Origin of the sequence: Paenibacillus phytorum, assembly GCF_013141715.1 — a bacterium.
GTDB lineage: Bacteria > Bacillota > Bacilli > Paenibacillales > NBRC-103111 > Paenibacillus_E > Paenibacillus_E phytorum.
Window position 1 is genome coordinate 38,381 of record NZ_WHOA01000004.1, and the last position, 16,398, is coordinate 54,778.

A 16,398-nucleotide genomic window follows, 5' to 3' on the forward strand; every position below is an offset into this window, starting at 1 on the left:
CACTTCCAGTTGTCCAGGCATCTCTTAGACAATTTGATATAAAAATCTATACCAACATTGTAAATTAAATATACCAAATTATCAAGCGTGCTTATCGGGCCCAAACAGACTCTTCATCCAACTGCCTTACAACTTGCAGCGCCTCTTTACCAATACCCAGCTTATAGCCGGCAGACAGATACCGGATGCGGCACTCTCGGTCCACCACAAAAACAAGCGGGAGATTGTATTGAAGCTCCGACTGGATACCAGTCAACACGGATTGCAGGCCTTTGCTAGAGACGTCTTTAGCAAAATCTGTTTCGGCAGGTAAGCCTTCGTAAGCGTTCGGCTGAAATGCAGCAGTCACTTTATCATCCTCAACAACTAGGCAAATGGAGCCACCCCAATCATCATACTCCTTAGAAAGCTCTCGGAGTTCCCGGATCAGATGCTTTGTAGGTTCCCTATCCGGATCGATCCACGCCATGAGTAGACCGCGACGTTCGGCCAATTCGCCTAGCGCACTTCTTTTACCATTGAAAAATGAGAAAGACAAATCTGGATCGACCGATCCCAGTACAGGCGCTTGAACGGATTCCTTGGTAAGAGCAGGTATAATTTCCGTAGTTCTATCTGGTAATACAGTAAACGTCGCGAATTGCACCCTAGCTGTCCCATCCGGCAATCGCGTACCTGTCGTTAACCGGTAACTGCCGGTCTTCACAACAAGCGACTCCTCATAGAAGTCCTTTTTGCCAGCGGTAAATTGAAGCGTCTTGTACTGGCCATTTTCAAAGCGCGCTAATGAAAAATTACGGAAATACTCCAAGTCATTATCGGCTGCAGCATTTGCAATGAACCTGATGCTGCCTATTTCCTTGTTATCTGACAAGTCCGTCCGTTCTGGGTCGCCCTGCTGTAAAAATACAACGTCATTCCAAGACTCGCCAAACCGAAATTGAGGACTCCGTTCGCTCGGTTCAAGACGTGCTGGGATCCCTAAGCTTCGTGCCAACGCTACGAAAAGAATATCTCGGCTCAAACGGTCACCTTTTTGCAATCGGAAGCTCCCTATAGGTGTAGCCATTCCCTGATAATAATTCAAATCTTCCACAATCTCAAAGTGCTCCGAAAGCCAACCAACCAGCTTGACTGGATCATCCCGGAAACTTCGTTGCTCCGAATCCGTAAATATTTCCAGAAAGAATTTCCTATAAGGCCTTATCATTTCAAAATGAACTCTTGGACAAAGGACGTAACGCATAAACGTTTCTTCATCAAACATTTCTTTAAACACAGCGGACTGGATAAGATGGTCGGCAAGCGTTAAACCAAAGGTATCCGTCAAATCCTTAACGTTCAAACTCTCTAGCAGCCTCAAAGTCCATTCGCCGTATCTCGGCGTATATTCTTGTAAAAAAGCAGCGATTTCGTGACTGTTACCACGCGCTTTCTCCAATATGTCCCTGACCCTGCTCGCGGGCAAAGATAACTTTTTCGCCAATTCCTCTGCCTGAAGGGTATCCACGAAGGAAGCTTCATATTTCTTCCTGATGCTAGCGCCCTCTTGAATACGACGGTTGTTCTCTTGTTTTTCGGCTTCGGTGATAGCGTCTTCCGTTGCATCTGCCAGTTCCTGTGGAGGAACCATGTCGAAGACGCTGATCCCATTCTGCGGCAGTTTATCGGACAATTGAATGTCGAACACATCGGCATCCTTCACACTAATCTTTTTCGTCCCCCAAAAATTTCCCGAGACTGAATGAATCAACAAATCACCAAGGCCTGCGGTTAAGAAAGCTTCCCCTCGCTCGTCTGCTGGTATAGTAGCAATAGGAGAAAAATCAGCATAGTTGTACACTTGGAAAATGACAGTGGCCCCAGGCACCGGGTTTCCCTTCTCGTCTTTGACCCTGATCGTAATCTTTTTGCTTGGAGCGTAAGGGCTCAATAAATTGATTTCAGAGTACCAAGGATGTGCTAATGTAAGTTCCTCCGGACCTGGATAGTTGGCTGCAACGCGAGTATTGACGAGCATCGCCCGCTTAGCCGGCCCCCGAAACCACCCCTCATTCAGCCGAGGCTCCGGCTCGCACGCGCCAAGGAAATACCATTTCCCGTCGGCCCACGCTTCCACCCAAGCATGATTGGAATCGCAATGCGCCCATCGCGGTGTATAGCACTGGCGGGCAGGAATACACAAACTCCTTAGTGCTGCCACCAATAGAGTCGACTGTTCTCCACACCTTCCCAGCGTATTACGGACCATCGTCAGCGGGGAAACCGTTCGCGGGTCGCATCCGACATAGGTCGCTTTCTCATGACACCAGTGATTGATTTCCAATATGGCCTGTTCCATTGAAAGGTTCTTGACCCGATCAACTAATTGTCCGAAGAACCATCCCCTGCTGTCTTCGATGTTTTCATTGTTTACTCGGTATGGAAGCACAAAATGCAGAAACTCGTGATCGGGCACACGTCTTCCCCATCGCACGTCTTCACGGATTTCAAGAGTAGTTCGCACATGGTTTAAAAAGAGACATCCCTCATAATCCGCCAAATCATTCAGCGGCATGTAAGCATATAAAAATTTAAGAGCCCATGCTTCTTCTTCACTCATCGGCTTCTCAAAAATGTCAAAAAGCTCTTTCTCCCTGGCTTGTGCCACCCCTCGTTTGAATCGCATTTTTTCTTCGATTCTCGTGATTGCAGTGCTATCTAACGAAAATACATTCGTCATCGTTGTGCCCACTCCCTTAGTCATTTTATAAGTGCCACATACAGAATGATATATCTTTTGAAATATATATTACAATATAGTATATCTAATTTAAATATATTTTTTTATAACTCATTCCGAAGTTTATTAGAGAACTTCTGATGAGATCTGTGTCACTGTCAGCTCGAACGTGGTTATTGGCGGGAGTGGTAGCAAAGTAGATATATCTGGATATCTGATAACACGGAATAAATGACTTACGCCGACTTTGCGCGTTTGGGTTTGACCATTGCCATGAGATGAGACAACGAGTGCCCAAGATTCGCGGAGGCTGCTCGCAAGACGCATTCGCGTGCTGATCTGTGTAATGTTGTATTTCGTACAACAATAAGCAAGCTAATCCGCATTTTCCTCTCGATTGTTGTAAAAAATACAACATCTCTAGCCAAAAGTAGCTCTATGGCACGAAAATAGGCTAAATTGTTGTACAGCATACAACATCTCAAGCCTTCACAGAAGAAATCGAGGAAATTGTTGTACGTTATACAACTTCGCGAATCTTGGGCTCGACTGACTTGCTAATTCTCCATTTCATCCAGAAACCAGCAAACTAAACACTAGAAAACAAATCATCTGAAACAAAAACACTAGAAAACTAAACATCAAAAACTAAACATCAGGAAGCAAAACATCAGCATAATATTGCCACCTAACGAAACAAATGCTTATGCATACAACCACATTCTCACTCAAACAACAAATAACACCAAGAAAACATAATCACTTATCTAATCGATTAGGCATGTTCCCACAATCTCACTCATCTCAGCAATATCCACAACTAACCATGCATGCCAAAATAGGACGAAGCTTAAGCCTCCCCCTAGCCCAACTTAAAATACAAAAAAAGCTGCCTCCGCAAAGGGAAGCAGCCTAAAAAGTTACAAATATACTAATCACATGCCGTTGGAGCCGCAGTTGATTGCCTAACAATCAGCTCAGGACGCATCACAACACGTTGCTTGGCTTTCGATTCTTTCTTCAATTCCTGAATCAACAAATCAACGACCATTTTCCCCATCGGCTCGATCGGCTGAGCGACAGTCGTAAGCGGCGGATCTGTCACTGAAGCCAGAATTGTGTTATCGAAACCGATCACAGATAGATCCTCTGGCACGCGCAGGCCAAGCTGTTTAGCGGCCTGAAGCGCACCGATTGCGAGCAAATCGTTACAACAAAACAGCGCGGTCGGCCGATCAGGGTTCGATTGTTCCAACAGTTCCAGCGCTTCACGCTTTCCATCCGCTACAACGTAGTGGCAGTTGCGTACGCTGTTTTCCGGCAGATGAACCCCTGCTTCTTCCAGCTTGCTCTTGAAGCCACGCACCCTTTCACGGCTGCTGCTTACTTTCGAGTGCTCAGCCAGGATGGCCATGCGCAGATGACCCAAATCGAGTAGATGCGTTGCGGACAACGCACCTCCGACAAAGTCATCCACCACGACAGTATGAACGTCGATATCAGGCATTTCCCTAGCAATCATAGCAATAGGGATCGCTCTCTCCATCAATGGAGTCAGCATGTCTTTATTGTCCATCCCCGTACCAATGATCATGGCATCCACACTTTTTTGCTGGAGCAAATTCAAATATCGCTCCACCCGTTCATCTTTATTGTCGCTGCTGCAAATGACCAGACTATAGCCCATATGATGGCCTTGGTCCTCTACAGCTCGAGCAATTTCCGCAAAAAAGGGATTGGAAATATCGGGCACAAGCAGACCTAATGTATAGGTCTTTTTCCCAGTCAGCGCTGACGCGATAACGCTAGGCTGATAATTGAGCCGCTCCATAATTTTTATGATTTCACCGCGTCGTTCTTCGCTTATTTTTCCTTTGCCGTTCATGACCTGCGAGACCGCCGCAATGGACACACCGGCCTCTCTAGCCACATCATAGATGGTTGCCTTCATCCTACTACCCCATTTTTCTTGAAGGATACTTTTTTTCTTCCATTATGAAGGGGCTGACGGGAACTTGCAAACCGGTTTACGCTTCGCGCGGCTTCGTCATGATCCAGGCATGTTCCGGATCATTATGAAACTTCCATGTTCGGGTAGGTCCCGCCATAACATTCAGGTAGTACACATCATAGCCTGGAGGCGCCGAAACAGGGTGATAGCCACGCGGAACGAGCACGGTTTCGCCATTCTTAACAATCAGCGTCTCATCAAGCGATCGGTCGTCCGTGTACACACGTTGGACCGCAAAGCCATGCCCCGGATCGACGCGATAATAATACGTTTCTTCCAGAAACGATTCGTCTGGAAGCGCATCGCGATCGTGCTTATGAGGCGGATAGCTCGACCAGTGCCCATTCGGTGTAAAGACTTCAACCACAAGTAAGCTATCCGCTGGCTCCTGCTCTGGCAAAATGTTATGAATTTGGCGCTCTATATTGCCATAACCACGCGTTTCTACCCCTACCTGATCAGGTGCAATCAGACGTGCCTTATGGTTGCCAGCACCAGGAGCGGAGCAAATAGCAAGCTCAACCGCTGTCAGTGCAATAACCTCGTAGCGATCATCGTTAGGCACATAGACGGAATATGGCGGTATTTTCTCAAACACGCTCATCCGCTGCCCAATATTTTTCCACTCCGCTTGCTTAGTAACCACATCGGCTTTACCAGTGAGCAGGACAAGACAAACTTCCAGCCCAGCTGTCTCGCGGCTCAAGGATTGCCCCTCCGCAAGCCGCACAACTTCAAAACCCACATATTTCCATCCCGCTGATTCCGGAGTCACTGTTAAAAGGCTGCCTTCCTCGTTCGGGGAGGAGGCAGGCGTTACGATCAGTTTGGACCTGTTCATGTTAACGTCTCCCTCCCTTATTGAGATACCGAGGTCTGTTTAAGCAAATCTAACGCCTCACTTACTTTCACTGGCCGGCCCAAACGGGATGACAGCTTAGCAGCTAAAGCGATCCGCTCCGCCTGCATACCGTCATAGCCACTCACAGGTACAGGCTTATCATTCAATAGACAATCGATGAAAATTTGTGTTTCTTCCATATAGGCAGCTTGATAGCGTTCTAGGAAGAAATGCAGCGGCTTTTCGCTAATAATAGCATCCGCCGTACTAACTACGGCTGTATTAGGGTGATCGTTGGCTACCGCTACACTGCCTTTGGAGCCAAACACTTCAACTCGTTGGTCATAGCCGTATACCGCTTGACGGCTGTTATCGATGACACCGAGAGCACCGTTCTGGAACTTCAGCGTTACAATTGCGGTATCGACATCGCCGTGCTCGGCGAAAACCGGGTTAATGAGCACATTGCCCTGCGCGTATACTTCCTCAACCTCGCTCCCCGCTACATAGCGAGCCATGTCGAAGTCATGGATCATCATATCCATGAAAATGCCGCCCGACACCTTGATGTAATCAGCGTGAGGTGGATTCGGATCACGGGAGGTGATTTTCACGATATGCGGATCGCCAATTGTTCCTCCTTGAACAACCTCGCGAACGCGCTTGAAGTTGTGGTCAAATCTGCGATTGAAGCCGATTTGCAACTTCACACCAGCCTGATTAACCGTTGCAATAGCCGCTTCGGTTTGGGTGATATCCATGCTGATTGGCTTCTCGCAGAAAATATGTTTACCAGCTAGTGCAGCCAGTTGAATGAGCGGGACATGCGTATCCGTGGATGAGCAAATAAAGATGGCGTCGATGTCAGGGTTATCAATAAGCTCATGGCTGTCTTTTGTAACCGTCTGAATTTGACGTGAAGCAGCCCATGCTTCTAACTCAGGACCTGCAAATAAATCACTCACAGCAATGATTTCAACTTGAGGTATTCGAAGCAAATTGTCTGCGTGGATTTTACCAATTCTGCCAGCACCAATAATACCGATTTTAATTTTATTCATCATGCGTTCCCTCCCGCTTTACCTGTAGAACCGAACAATTGAATTTTTGCTCTAACGGAGGCGATAATCGCTTCCCGTGCAGGCACTAAATAGTTCCTTGGATCGTAAGCTTCCGGATGCTCATTCAAGAACGAACGAATAGCGGCTGTACAAGCAATTTGATTATCTGTATTCACATTGATTTTGGCTGTACCGCAAGCGATCGCTTGACGGATCTCTTCATCTGGCAGACCGCTTCCGCCATGAAGTACAAGCGGCAATCCAGTCAGCGTTCTAATTTCCGCCATTCGATCGAAACCGAGCTTTGGCTGTCCCCGATAAGGACCGTGAACCGATCCAAGAGCAGGAGCTAAACAATCGATTCCCGTTTCCCTCACTAAACGAACGCAGTCCTCGGCAACAGCGTACATGCCTTCAGCTTCGTCTACGACTAAGTCATCCTCGCGTCCGGTAATCCGGCCCAGCTCGGACTCCACCGATACACCCAGCACATGCGCAGCCTGTGTCACCTGACGAGTGACCTCGATATTATGCTCTAACGAATGATGAGAAGCATCGATCATAACAGAGGTAAAACCGGCATGGATCGCACGGATACATAGGTCATAGCTGGTTCCGTGGTCTAGATGAAGAGCTACTGGGACCGTTACCCCATAGTGCTCAATCAGTGATTTCACCATTCCTACAATACAGGGCAGTCCGCCCATATAAGGGATATAAGCTTCACTAACGCCTAGAATAACAGGCGCTTGTTCCTGCTGAGCAGCTTGTAAGATCGCTTGTGTAAACTCTAAGTTATTCAAATTAAACTGCCCGACAGCATATTTCCCTTCCAAAGCCTGCTGCAGCATCTCTTTCATTGAAACGAGCGTCATGAAGTTCACCTCTCCTGTCGATAAGATCTAACCCGCTGTTACCAGCGAGCTGTGACCATTTTCTTACGCGTATAGAACTCCACGCCGTCCGTCCCATTCGCATGCAAATCGCCGTAGAACGATTTTTTCCAGCCAGAGAAAGGGAAGAAAGCCATCGGTGCGGGAACGCCTAGGTTAATACCGAGCATACCAGCATCGATATTTTCACGGAATTGACGTACATTGCTGCCATCCTTAGTAAAGAGGCATGCGCCATTGGCAAAATCAGAACGATTGGAAAGCTCGATCGCTTCCTCAAGAGTAGCCACTCTAACGATGGAGAGAACTGGAGCAAAAATCTCGTCCTCCCAAATTTTCATACCACACTCAACTTGGTCAAAAATCGTAGGACCCACGAAATAGCCTTGTTGCTCAGAAGCAGCGTCCTTACGTCCGTCGCGGACAAGAAGAGCTCCTTCGGTTTCGCCGATTTCGATGTATTTTAACGTTCTTTCTTTATGCTGACCGCGGATAACAGGCCCTAAGAAAATGCCTTCTTCCAATCCATTACCAATCGTAATCCGATCAGCGGCTTCAAGCAGCTTGCCCACAAGCGTATCGCCCACTTCTCCAACCGCCACCACGACGGAACAAGCCATACAGCGCTCGCCAGCAGAACCGAAGGCTGCATTGACGATTTCCTTCACGGCAATGTCCAAATCGGCATCCGGCATAACGATCGAGTGGTTTTTAGCGCCTGCAAGCGCTTGAACGCGTTTCCCATTTGCAGAGGCTGTTTTGTAAATATATTCGGCAACTGGTTGGGAGCCAACGAACGAAATGGCTTTAACTTCCTTGTGTTCCAAAAGCCCATTGACCACGTCATGCGCGCCATGAACGATATTGAGAACGCCAGCTGGTAAGCCCGCTTCATGGAACAACTCAGCCAAGCGGTTTGCAAGATGAGGTGTGCGTTCAGACGGCTTCAGCACGAAGGTATTTCCGCAAGCAATCGCAAGCGGGAACATCCAGCAAGGCACCATCATCGGGAAGTTAAATGGTGTGATACCACCGATAACACCGATTGGATAACGGTACATACCGGATTCAAGATTGGACGCGATGTCTGGAAGCTGTTTGCCCATCATTAGCGATGGCGCCCCAGCTGCGAATTCTACACACTCGATGCCCCGAAGCACTTCTCCGTAAGCTTCGTTGTAGCTTTTGCCATTTTCTTGCGTAACGATCCGAGCCAGCTCTTCCCAATGCTCCACCAGAAGCTGTTGGTATTTGAATAATACACGTGCTCTACGTGGTACAGGTGTGCGGCTCCAGGTCTGGAATGCTTCTTGAGCCGTACGAACAGCGTGATCCACATCTGCCTTCGTCGAAATTGGAATATTAGCTAGAACTTCTTCTGTTGCAGGGTTATAAACCGGTTCTGTTTGTGTGGATGTTGAAGCGACCCATTCGCCGCCGATCCAGTTTTTCAAAGTTGTTGTCATATGTGGACTCTCCTCTAATGGTTCGAATAAGTTAAGATGCTGTAATTTCACCGCGGTTGCAGCGCTCGATATAGTCATTTACTTGGTCAGTTGTCGGCATCGCATCAGAACAGCTGTGACTGGAGATCACGATACAAGCTGCGGCACTGCCGTATTCCATACTTTTCTCAATCGTCCAACCTTGCATGATGCCATAAATAAAGCCAGCTGCATAGGAATCGCCGGCACCAAACGTCTTAACCACCTTAGCCGGGAAGCTCTTGGCACGATGACCAATACCATCTGGGGTATAAGCGATAGAACCTTCCTTGCCATGCTTGATAATGACAATCTTCGCCGAATAGTCGAACCATTTAGCAGCTGTGATCTGATCATTTTTCTCAGGATTGTTCTCAAAGCGTTCCATCATATCGAATTCTTCGCGGGTACCCAGAATAATGTCACATTTCTCGGCCGCCAGATTGTAGTAAACGGCTGTCTCTTCTGATGTTTTCCATGTGTATGGACGGTAATCTAGATCAAAAATGATGACGACCCCATGCTTCTTCGCGTAATCCAATGCCTGAAAGACGGCTTCGCGGGACGGACTTTGCGCAAGTGCTGTACCAGAGATAAGAAGTACCTTCGATTCTGCAATCAGTGATTCTTGTACTTCGGCTGGTGTCAGCAGCAAGTCCGCCACATTGTCACGATACATAAGGATGCTGCATTCCGTTGGGCTTTTGATTTCTGTAAAGGCTAGTCCCGTAACCGCGCCGGTATTGTCAGTCACGACATTCGTTGTTTCGATGTTGTTCCGCTCTAAATAATCAGCGATGAAACGTCCCATTTGATCGTTGGCAATTTTGCCAATAAAGGCTGTTTTCATGCCCAATCTGGCCATGCCAATCGTAATGTTAGCGGGAGAACCCCCTACATATTTGGTAAAGGTCATAGTCTCTTCCATGGGACGATTAATTTCATTCGCATTCAAATCTATACATAGTCTACCAATCGCTACAAAATCCAGCGGCTTCGACTGTGGAAAGGAAACATAGGTCATAGGATCATTACCTTCTTTCTTGTGGAATGAGGGATTCTATATGTTGAAGTGCTTGCTTAGCGTATTCATAAGGGTTGTGTGCAGCCGGATCCTGCTCGCCTTCAAGCATCGCCCATCCCGCATATCCTTGAGATAGCAGCTCCTCAAATATAGGAGCAAAGTCGATACAGCCGTCACCAGGAACGGTGAACACCCCTTTGCGGATACAAGTCACGAAGTCGACCTTCTCGGCGCGCGCTTCATCTAACACGGCTTGCCGAATATCCTTCAAGTGGATATAAGCAATCCGCTTCTCGTGCTTGCGCAGCACAGTGAGAGGGTCCGCCCCGCCATAATAGGCATGACCAGTATCGAAGAGCAGGTATACGAGCGATGGATCCGTAAGCTCCATCAGCTTATCGATTTCCTCCGGACTTTCAACAACCGTTCCACCATGGTGGTGATACGTCAGCTTCAGACCGTACTCCTGCGCGATTGCTCCCGCAAGGTTCAGTCCTTCGGCTAAGCTTTGCCAGCCGGCTTCGTCTAGACGCAGCACTTCCTTCTCGTTCGGGGAGCGACGCGGGTCGAAGTGGAGTGAGCCCCCAACTTCCGCTGTGCTGATGACCGTACTTCCCATTTCCTTGAGAAACTGGACATGCTCCCTGTAGGCTTTCAGTTCCTCTTCCCTGTAAGCAGGATCAGAGAATAGCACGGATTTCCATTGTGACACGAGGCTTATCCCTCGCTTATCCAGCTCCTGCTTCAGCACCTCAATATCCGTCGGATATTTGCGGCCCATCTCGGTACCTTTCAGCCCCAACGCCTGAATATCATCTAAAATTTGTTCATATGTGGTATCCGCGCCATGTTCTTTGACGTCTTCTCCCACCCAATTAATTGGATGAACACCTAGCTTAAATGGCAGGTCTTTCATGGATATGTTCCCTCCCCTTTATCGTTAAATGGGTTTCGCCGCTTGTATGTTTTTCTTCATTTCTTCGTGCGCTGCAATCACTTTCTCACTCTCGGAAACTTCAGGAACACCTACCTGCCACCAGGATTCATAACCCTGTGTGTTCGTTCCCGGAACAACAGGAATCTCGATCAGCGTCGTGACTGTTTCTTCCTTCGCTTTCAGCAGCGCTTCCTTTAGTTCTTCAGGCGTGTTTGCTTTGTACGTCTTCACACCTAAGCTGCGAGCATGCGCTGCGAAATCGATAGGCATATATTCGCCTGTCAACTTGCCCGTAGCGGCTTCACGATATCGAAACTCATTCCCGAACCCGTCGCTGCCGTGACCCCTTTGCAGATTATGGATGCATTGGAAGCCATGATTATCGAACAGCAGCACAGTGAATTTCTGGCCCTCTTGGAGGCTTGTAATCATCTCGGAGTGCAGCATCAGGTAGCTTCCATCACCGACCACGGCATAGACCTCACGATTCGGCTCAGCCAAAGCAGCCCCGAAAGCACCGCTAACTTCATAACCCATGCAGGAGAAGCCATATTCCATATGATAGGTTTTAGGCTCCGACGATCGCCATAAGCGGTGTAAATCCCCCGGCAGGCTCCCCGCTGCGCAAACAATGACAGCTGAAGGATCAATCGTTTGATTAATGACCCCAAGCGCGCGAGTTTGGGCGAAGCCCTCTTCACATTCCGCATTGTACAAACGGTCAACCTCGCCATCCCACTCCGCTTTCAAAGAACCTATGTAACCGTTCTCGTAACCGCTAACATAGTGCTGCGCCGTCAAAGCATCTTTCAGTGCACTTAACGCTTCCTTCGCATCAGCCGTAATGTTGATCCCGCTCATTTTCGAAGAATCAAATCCACTGACATTTATATTAATAAACTGCACCTTCGGATTCGCAAAAGCCGATTTAGATGCCGTTGTAAAGTCGGAATACCGCGTCCCTACGCCGATAATCAGGTCCGCTTGCTTCGCCAGCACATTCGCTGCGAGTGCGCCTGTAACACCAATAGCGCCAACATTCAGCGGATGGTTCCAAGGCAACGAGCTTTTACCTGCCTGCGTTTCTGCTACAGGAATCCCAAAAGCAGCTGCAAATTCCATTAATTCCTTCGTCGCATCTGCATAAAGGACTCCGCCGCCTGCAATAATCAACGGACGCTGTTTACCTACCAGGCAGGCTACAGCGCGATTCACTGCTTCTCTTGCTGGCGGACGTCTATCTAGATAGTGGACTTTCTTATCGAAAAAGGCTTCCGGATAATCGTACGCCTCTGCTTGCACATCTTGGGGTAAAGCTAGGGTAACCGCTCCCGTTTCTGCTGGGTCTGTTAAGACTCGCATCGCCTGAATAGCCGCGCTCATCAACTGCTCTGGGCGAACAATCCGGTCCCAATATTTACTGACTGATTTGAAAGGATCGGTGGCCGACACGGTATAATCACCAACAACCTCTAGCTGCTGGAGCACTGGATCCGGCTGTCTTGATGCAAAATTGTCTCCTGGCAGCAGCAGCACCGGAATCCGGTTGACTGTCGCTGTTGCCGCGGCGGTCACCATATTCAGAGCACCTGGTCCAATCGATGTGGTGCAGGCATATATTTGCCGACGGTTTTGCTGCTTGGCGTAAGCCGCAGCGGCATGTACCATCCCTTGTTCATTCTTGCCTTGTATATAAGTAAGGTCGCCTGCGCTCCGTTCCAAGGCTTCTCCAAGTCCTGTCACATTGCCATGACCGAAAATCCCCATGACACCACGTACAAACTTGGTCTCTTGTCCATCCACAGACACGTACTGTTGGTCCAGAAAACGCAGCAGCGCTTGTGCCATCGTTAGTCGAATCGTACTCATGACCATCTTCCTTTCACGATAAAGGTTAAGCGCTTAATCTGTCGAGGTTAAGCGCTTAATCCGATAGTACAACATATTTATTTCGACCGCAATGCCTTTTACAAAAAAAACTCATAGACGAAGAAATGGCAATGGCACAGTGGCATCCTATAGCTCTTAAACTTATGATGTCGCTCTGCCATTCCTGTATTCCTTGGGTGACATTTGGAACTGCTGTTTGAAGACATTCGTAAAATAATTCGGCTCGTCAAACCCGATGGCAGAAGCGATCTCGAATATTTTCATATCGGTATTTCGGAGCAGCAAAGCCGCTTTATCCATACGGAATCGGGTAACGAAGCGTGTAAAGCTTTCCCCTGTAGCTTTCTTAAATACGACGCTGAAATAGCTTGGATTTAAATGAATATGCGACGCCACATCCGTTAATCGGCATTCTTCATTGTAGTGCTCCTCAATGTACTTGACGGCTCTTTCGATCAAATTGTCACTTTTGGCCGCCTGCCAGTTGTTAAATTGCTGCAAGAAGTTCTTCACTTGCTCGGCAGTCCATTGAAGGACATCCTCCGAGGTCCAATGCGTCTGCGGCATTTCGTTAGGGATTCTGGCTAGTGCATTATTATCCTCAGGATCAAATTGCTTCTGTATCGTTCCAAGCAAAGCAATGGAGAGTGATAACGCCCCAATTCGCATCTCCTCTGGCGACGAAAGAGGCAGCTCTGCCAGCACCCGATCCAAAAGAAGCTGAAGACTGTCCTCCTGACCGACCAGAATGGCAGACATCAGTTGAACTTCCATTTCTCTAACCCTCGCTTGGTTCAGCGACAACATGATCCCGGATCCTGTCTCACTACCACTCTCAGGAAGGCTGTTAACAGGTACGTAGACAATCCCTTTGGTCAAGTTATACAAATCCGCTAACTCATTAGCAGAAGGACCAATCCCCATTGAAATCATATGCAAGCGAATCTTCAAATACTCGAAAGAAGCGCTTTGAATGGCATCTTGCAAGCTCTCATCGACACCATGTTGTGCCGAAACCAGTACAAAGCTGTCATGCTCCACCAATAGAAGCTGCGCCTCCACCCCCGCTACACTTAGAAGCTCCTCGACGATATTGGAGAACGCGAACTGCAGCAGGCTCATGTCGCTTTTCCCATACGCTTTATTTGCCAAATCCTCGCTGTTCATTTGCAGAAGCCACAGCTCCCTACCAGCCAGACCAACGGTTAGCCTTGCTGCTGTACTCTTCTCATAAGGCAAGTCCAATAAAGCCGCTCGAAGCTCCTGATCTTGCTGGAGCCGCAGCTGCATTTGCTGCTTCTGCTGCTGTGCATATTTAACGTAGAACCTCTCGGATGCCTTATTCATCACCTGACGAACATCCTGCTCCGTGCATGGTTTGGTCAGAAAATCTAACGCACCATGTCGAACGGCCGCTTGTGCATACTCAAAATTTTTGTATCCCGTCAAAATAATGACAAGCATCTCAGGATGGTTCTGTCGCAAATGCCCTACAAATTCGATCCCGTCCATGATGGGCATTCGGATATCAGTCAACACTAAATCAGGTTTAAGTTCATCCAGAAGCGCTAATGCATCCTGCCCATTGCCAGCTTCACCAACCACTTCCCAGCCCAGTTCTCTGCCTTCTAACATCTTCATCAGCCCTTTTCGAAAATTCGGCTGATCTTCCACAATCAATACTCTCCCGATTCTCATGCTACAGAACCTCCTGTCTCGACGTTGTTTACAAAAGGCAAAACAAGACGCATGGTGGTACCGCTTTCAATCACACTATTGATTTCCAAACGATAAGGCGTACCATAGACCAGCTCAATTCTCCTTACAACACTGCGAACCCCGAGACTCTCTCGCCCATCTGATCGCTGCGGCAAAGAGGAGCCCTGGTAGCCCAGTATTTGCGAAATGGCCACTTCGTCCATACCGCAGCCATTATCCGTAACTTCAATCTCAAGAAAGCCATCGCGACTGCTCGCTTTAATCAACAGCACTTTATGCGACACTTTGTTGCGAAAGGCATGCATAAACACATTTTCTACTAATGGCTGGAGAAGAGAACGCATAACCTGACCGTCCAGGACGTCATCATCCGCTTGAATAATCGTCTCCAAATCCGTTTCAAAGAGCTCCTTCTGTACCTTCAAATAGTTACGGATCTGCTGTAGTTCTTCCCTCACAGTGGTTAGGGTCCGTACAGGCATCAACGAATACTTGAGCATCTCCGATATGGCCGCGATCAAGGCCGCCGTTTCGATCTCGTCTTGCAGGTAAAGCTTCCAATAAATTTCGTTAAACATATTATGCAGAAAATGTGGATTCAATTGGGCCTGCAGTGCTTTAAGCTCTGCTTCCTTCTCACTTAACTGAGTCAAATACACTTCCTTGATCAGCCTTCCGACTTGTTCGGCCATTGCGTTGAAGCTCTCTCCGATATAAGCCAGCTCATCTTTGGTTCGAATCTCAATGCGCGTATCGAAATCGCCAGATCTTACTTTGCGCAGACCCTGCAGCAAATCCTTGAGCGGCCGCAGCAGATTGCCCGTGGAGAGTACGATCAACACACTGGTGAGAAGAATGCTGATCAGGCCAGAGTATACGATTTTCTGAAATAAATCTCGATTCTTGCTTTGGATAGCCGTAAGCGAAGTTCCGCTGACCAGCTTGAAGGAAGTCACTTTCGACTGTCCTTGAACGAACAAATGCTGATCCATAACCTGTGTTTGATTCAAATTTTTCAGGCGTTCCCGTTTATCTATCGAGCTCTCCGGCGAATTGCTAAATAACAGCTCATTATTCTTGTTGAACAAATAGACTTCGCCTTCTCCATTCTTCGTCAGTTCCTTGAGAGAACCCGAGAAGAACGATTCGTCAAAAGCCATCACAAGCACGCCATATGTGTTCAAAGCGCTATTTTTCATCCATCGAGCCACAATGATTGTGTTTCGGAACCCGCTTGGTTCCACGGAGGATGACAATGGCATGTTAATCCATACGAGGTCCCCATAGGTGTCGATGATTTTGGAACGAATTGTGCTGAATACGTTCTCATTCGGCATATTAATCGAAGAAGTGGTATAGCTGAAATAAGAAGGATTCCCTTTGAGGTCATATAAGTACATACCCGTAATGTAAGGCGCATCCGATTTTATCTGGAAAATCTGTTCTTCGATTTGCTTTTTATTGTAATACAGATTATATGGATCGGAATCTTCGCTCGAATTAATCCATGTTATGACCTTTTCGATTTCAGGATTAAATACGACCGTTTGTGAGATCCGTACAACCTCCTGTACTTTCAGGTCCATCTTCGCCAGTGCCTCTTCGTTCGTACTCGAAAACTGCTTACTGATTTCTTCTTCAAACAGTGACAAGTTATAGCGATAAGTTAAATAGCCCGTAACGCCAAAGGTCAGCAAAATGATGACGGATAGGCTGAGAATCAGTTTTACCCTGAAGCTGCGGTTAATGCTTAGTAAAAGTCGACTCCATGATCTCATCTCATTTACCCCTATATCTTAATATTGACCAATCCCTT

The 16,398-nt window shown here is 47.7% G+C and carries 11 protein-coding genes; all 11 read right to left on the minus strand.

Going from position 1 to position 16,398, the window contains the following annotated elements; translation table 11 throughout:
* Window positions 1–91: 91 nt before the first annotated feature.
* Window positions 92–2,722, minus strand: a complete 2,631-nt coding sequence (locus tag GC098_RS00155) for a transglutaminase domain-containing protein (protein WP_171639838.1) — start codon at window positions 2,720–2,722, stop codon at window positions 92–94.
* A gap of 931 nt (window positions 2,723–3,653) precedes the next feature.
* Window positions 3,654–4,673: a LacI family DNA-binding transcriptional regulator gene (locus GC098_RS00160; RefSeq protein WP_171639840.1), complete on the minus strand. Its 1,020-nt coding sequence runs from the start codon at window positions 4,671–4,673 to the stop codon at window positions 3,654–3,656.
* A 76-nt stretch (window positions 4,674–4,749) separates the two neighbouring features.
* Window positions 4,750–5,574: a 5-deoxy-glucuronate isomerase gene (gene iolB, locus GC098_RS00165; RefSeq protein WP_171639842.1), complete on the minus strand. Its 825-nt coding sequence runs from the start codon at window positions 5,572–5,574 to the stop codon at window positions 4,750–4,752.
* A gap of 17 nt (window positions 5,575–5,591) precedes the next feature.
* On the minus strand, window positions 5,592–6,635 hold the full coding sequence (iolG, locus tag GC098_RS00170; protein ID WP_171639844.1) for an inositol 2-dehydrogenase: 1,044 nt from the start codon (window positions 6,633–6,635) through the stop codon (window positions 5,592–5,594).
* A complete protein-coding gene (fba, locus tag GC098_RS00175; RefSeq protein ID WP_171639845.1) occupies window positions 6,635–7,510 on the minus strand; it encodes a class II fructose-1,6-bisphosphate aldolase in 876 nt (291 codons plus the stop codon). Before fba ends, iolG begins: the two co-directional genes overlap by 1 nt.
* A 38-nt stretch (window positions 7,511–7,548) precedes the next feature.
* On the minus strand, window positions 7,549–8,994 hold the full coding sequence (locus GC098_RS00180; protein ID WP_171639847.1) for a CoA-acylating methylmalonate-semialdehyde dehydrogenase: 1,446 nt from the start codon (window positions 8,992–8,994) through the stop codon (window positions 7,549–7,551).
* 31 nt (window positions 8,995–9,025) lie between these two features.
* Window positions 9,026–10,036, minus strand: coding sequence for a 5-dehydro-2-deoxygluconokinase (iolC, locus tag GC098_RS00185; protein ID WP_171639849.1), 1,011 nt, complete (start codon window positions 10,034–10,036; stop codon window positions 9,026–9,028).
* Window positions 10,037–10,043: 7 nt separating this feature from the next.
* Window positions 10,044–10,952: a myo-inosose-2 dehydratase gene (gene iolE, locus GC098_RS00190; protein ID WP_171639851.1), complete on the minus strand. Its 909-nt coding sequence runs from the start codon at window positions 10,950–10,952 to the stop codon at window positions 10,044–10,046.
* A 24-nt stretch (window positions 10,953–10,976) separates the two neighbouring features.
* Window positions 10,977–12,842: a 3D-(3,5/4)-trihydroxycyclohexane-1,2-dione acylhydrolase (decyclizing) gene (iolD, locus tag GC098_RS00195; protein ID WP_171639853.1), complete on the minus strand. Its 1,866-nt coding sequence runs from the start codon at window positions 12,840–12,842 to the stop codon at window positions 10,977–10,979.
* A gap of 162 nt (window positions 12,843–13,004) precedes the next feature.
* Complete coding sequence (locus tag GC098_RS00200) at window positions 13,005–14,561, minus strand: response regulator transcription factor (protein WP_171639855.1); 1,557 nt, start codon at window positions 14,559–14,561, stop codon at window positions 13,005–13,007.
* Complete coding sequence (locus tag GC098_RS00205) at window positions 14,558–16,360, minus strand: sensor histidine kinase (RefSeq protein ID WP_171639857.1); 1,803 nt, start codon at window positions 16,358–16,360, stop codon at window positions 14,558–14,560. The genes GC098_RS00200 and GC098_RS00205 overlap by 4 nt, the downstream gene beginning before the upstream one ends.
* Window positions 16,361–16,398: the final 38 nt, after the last annotated feature.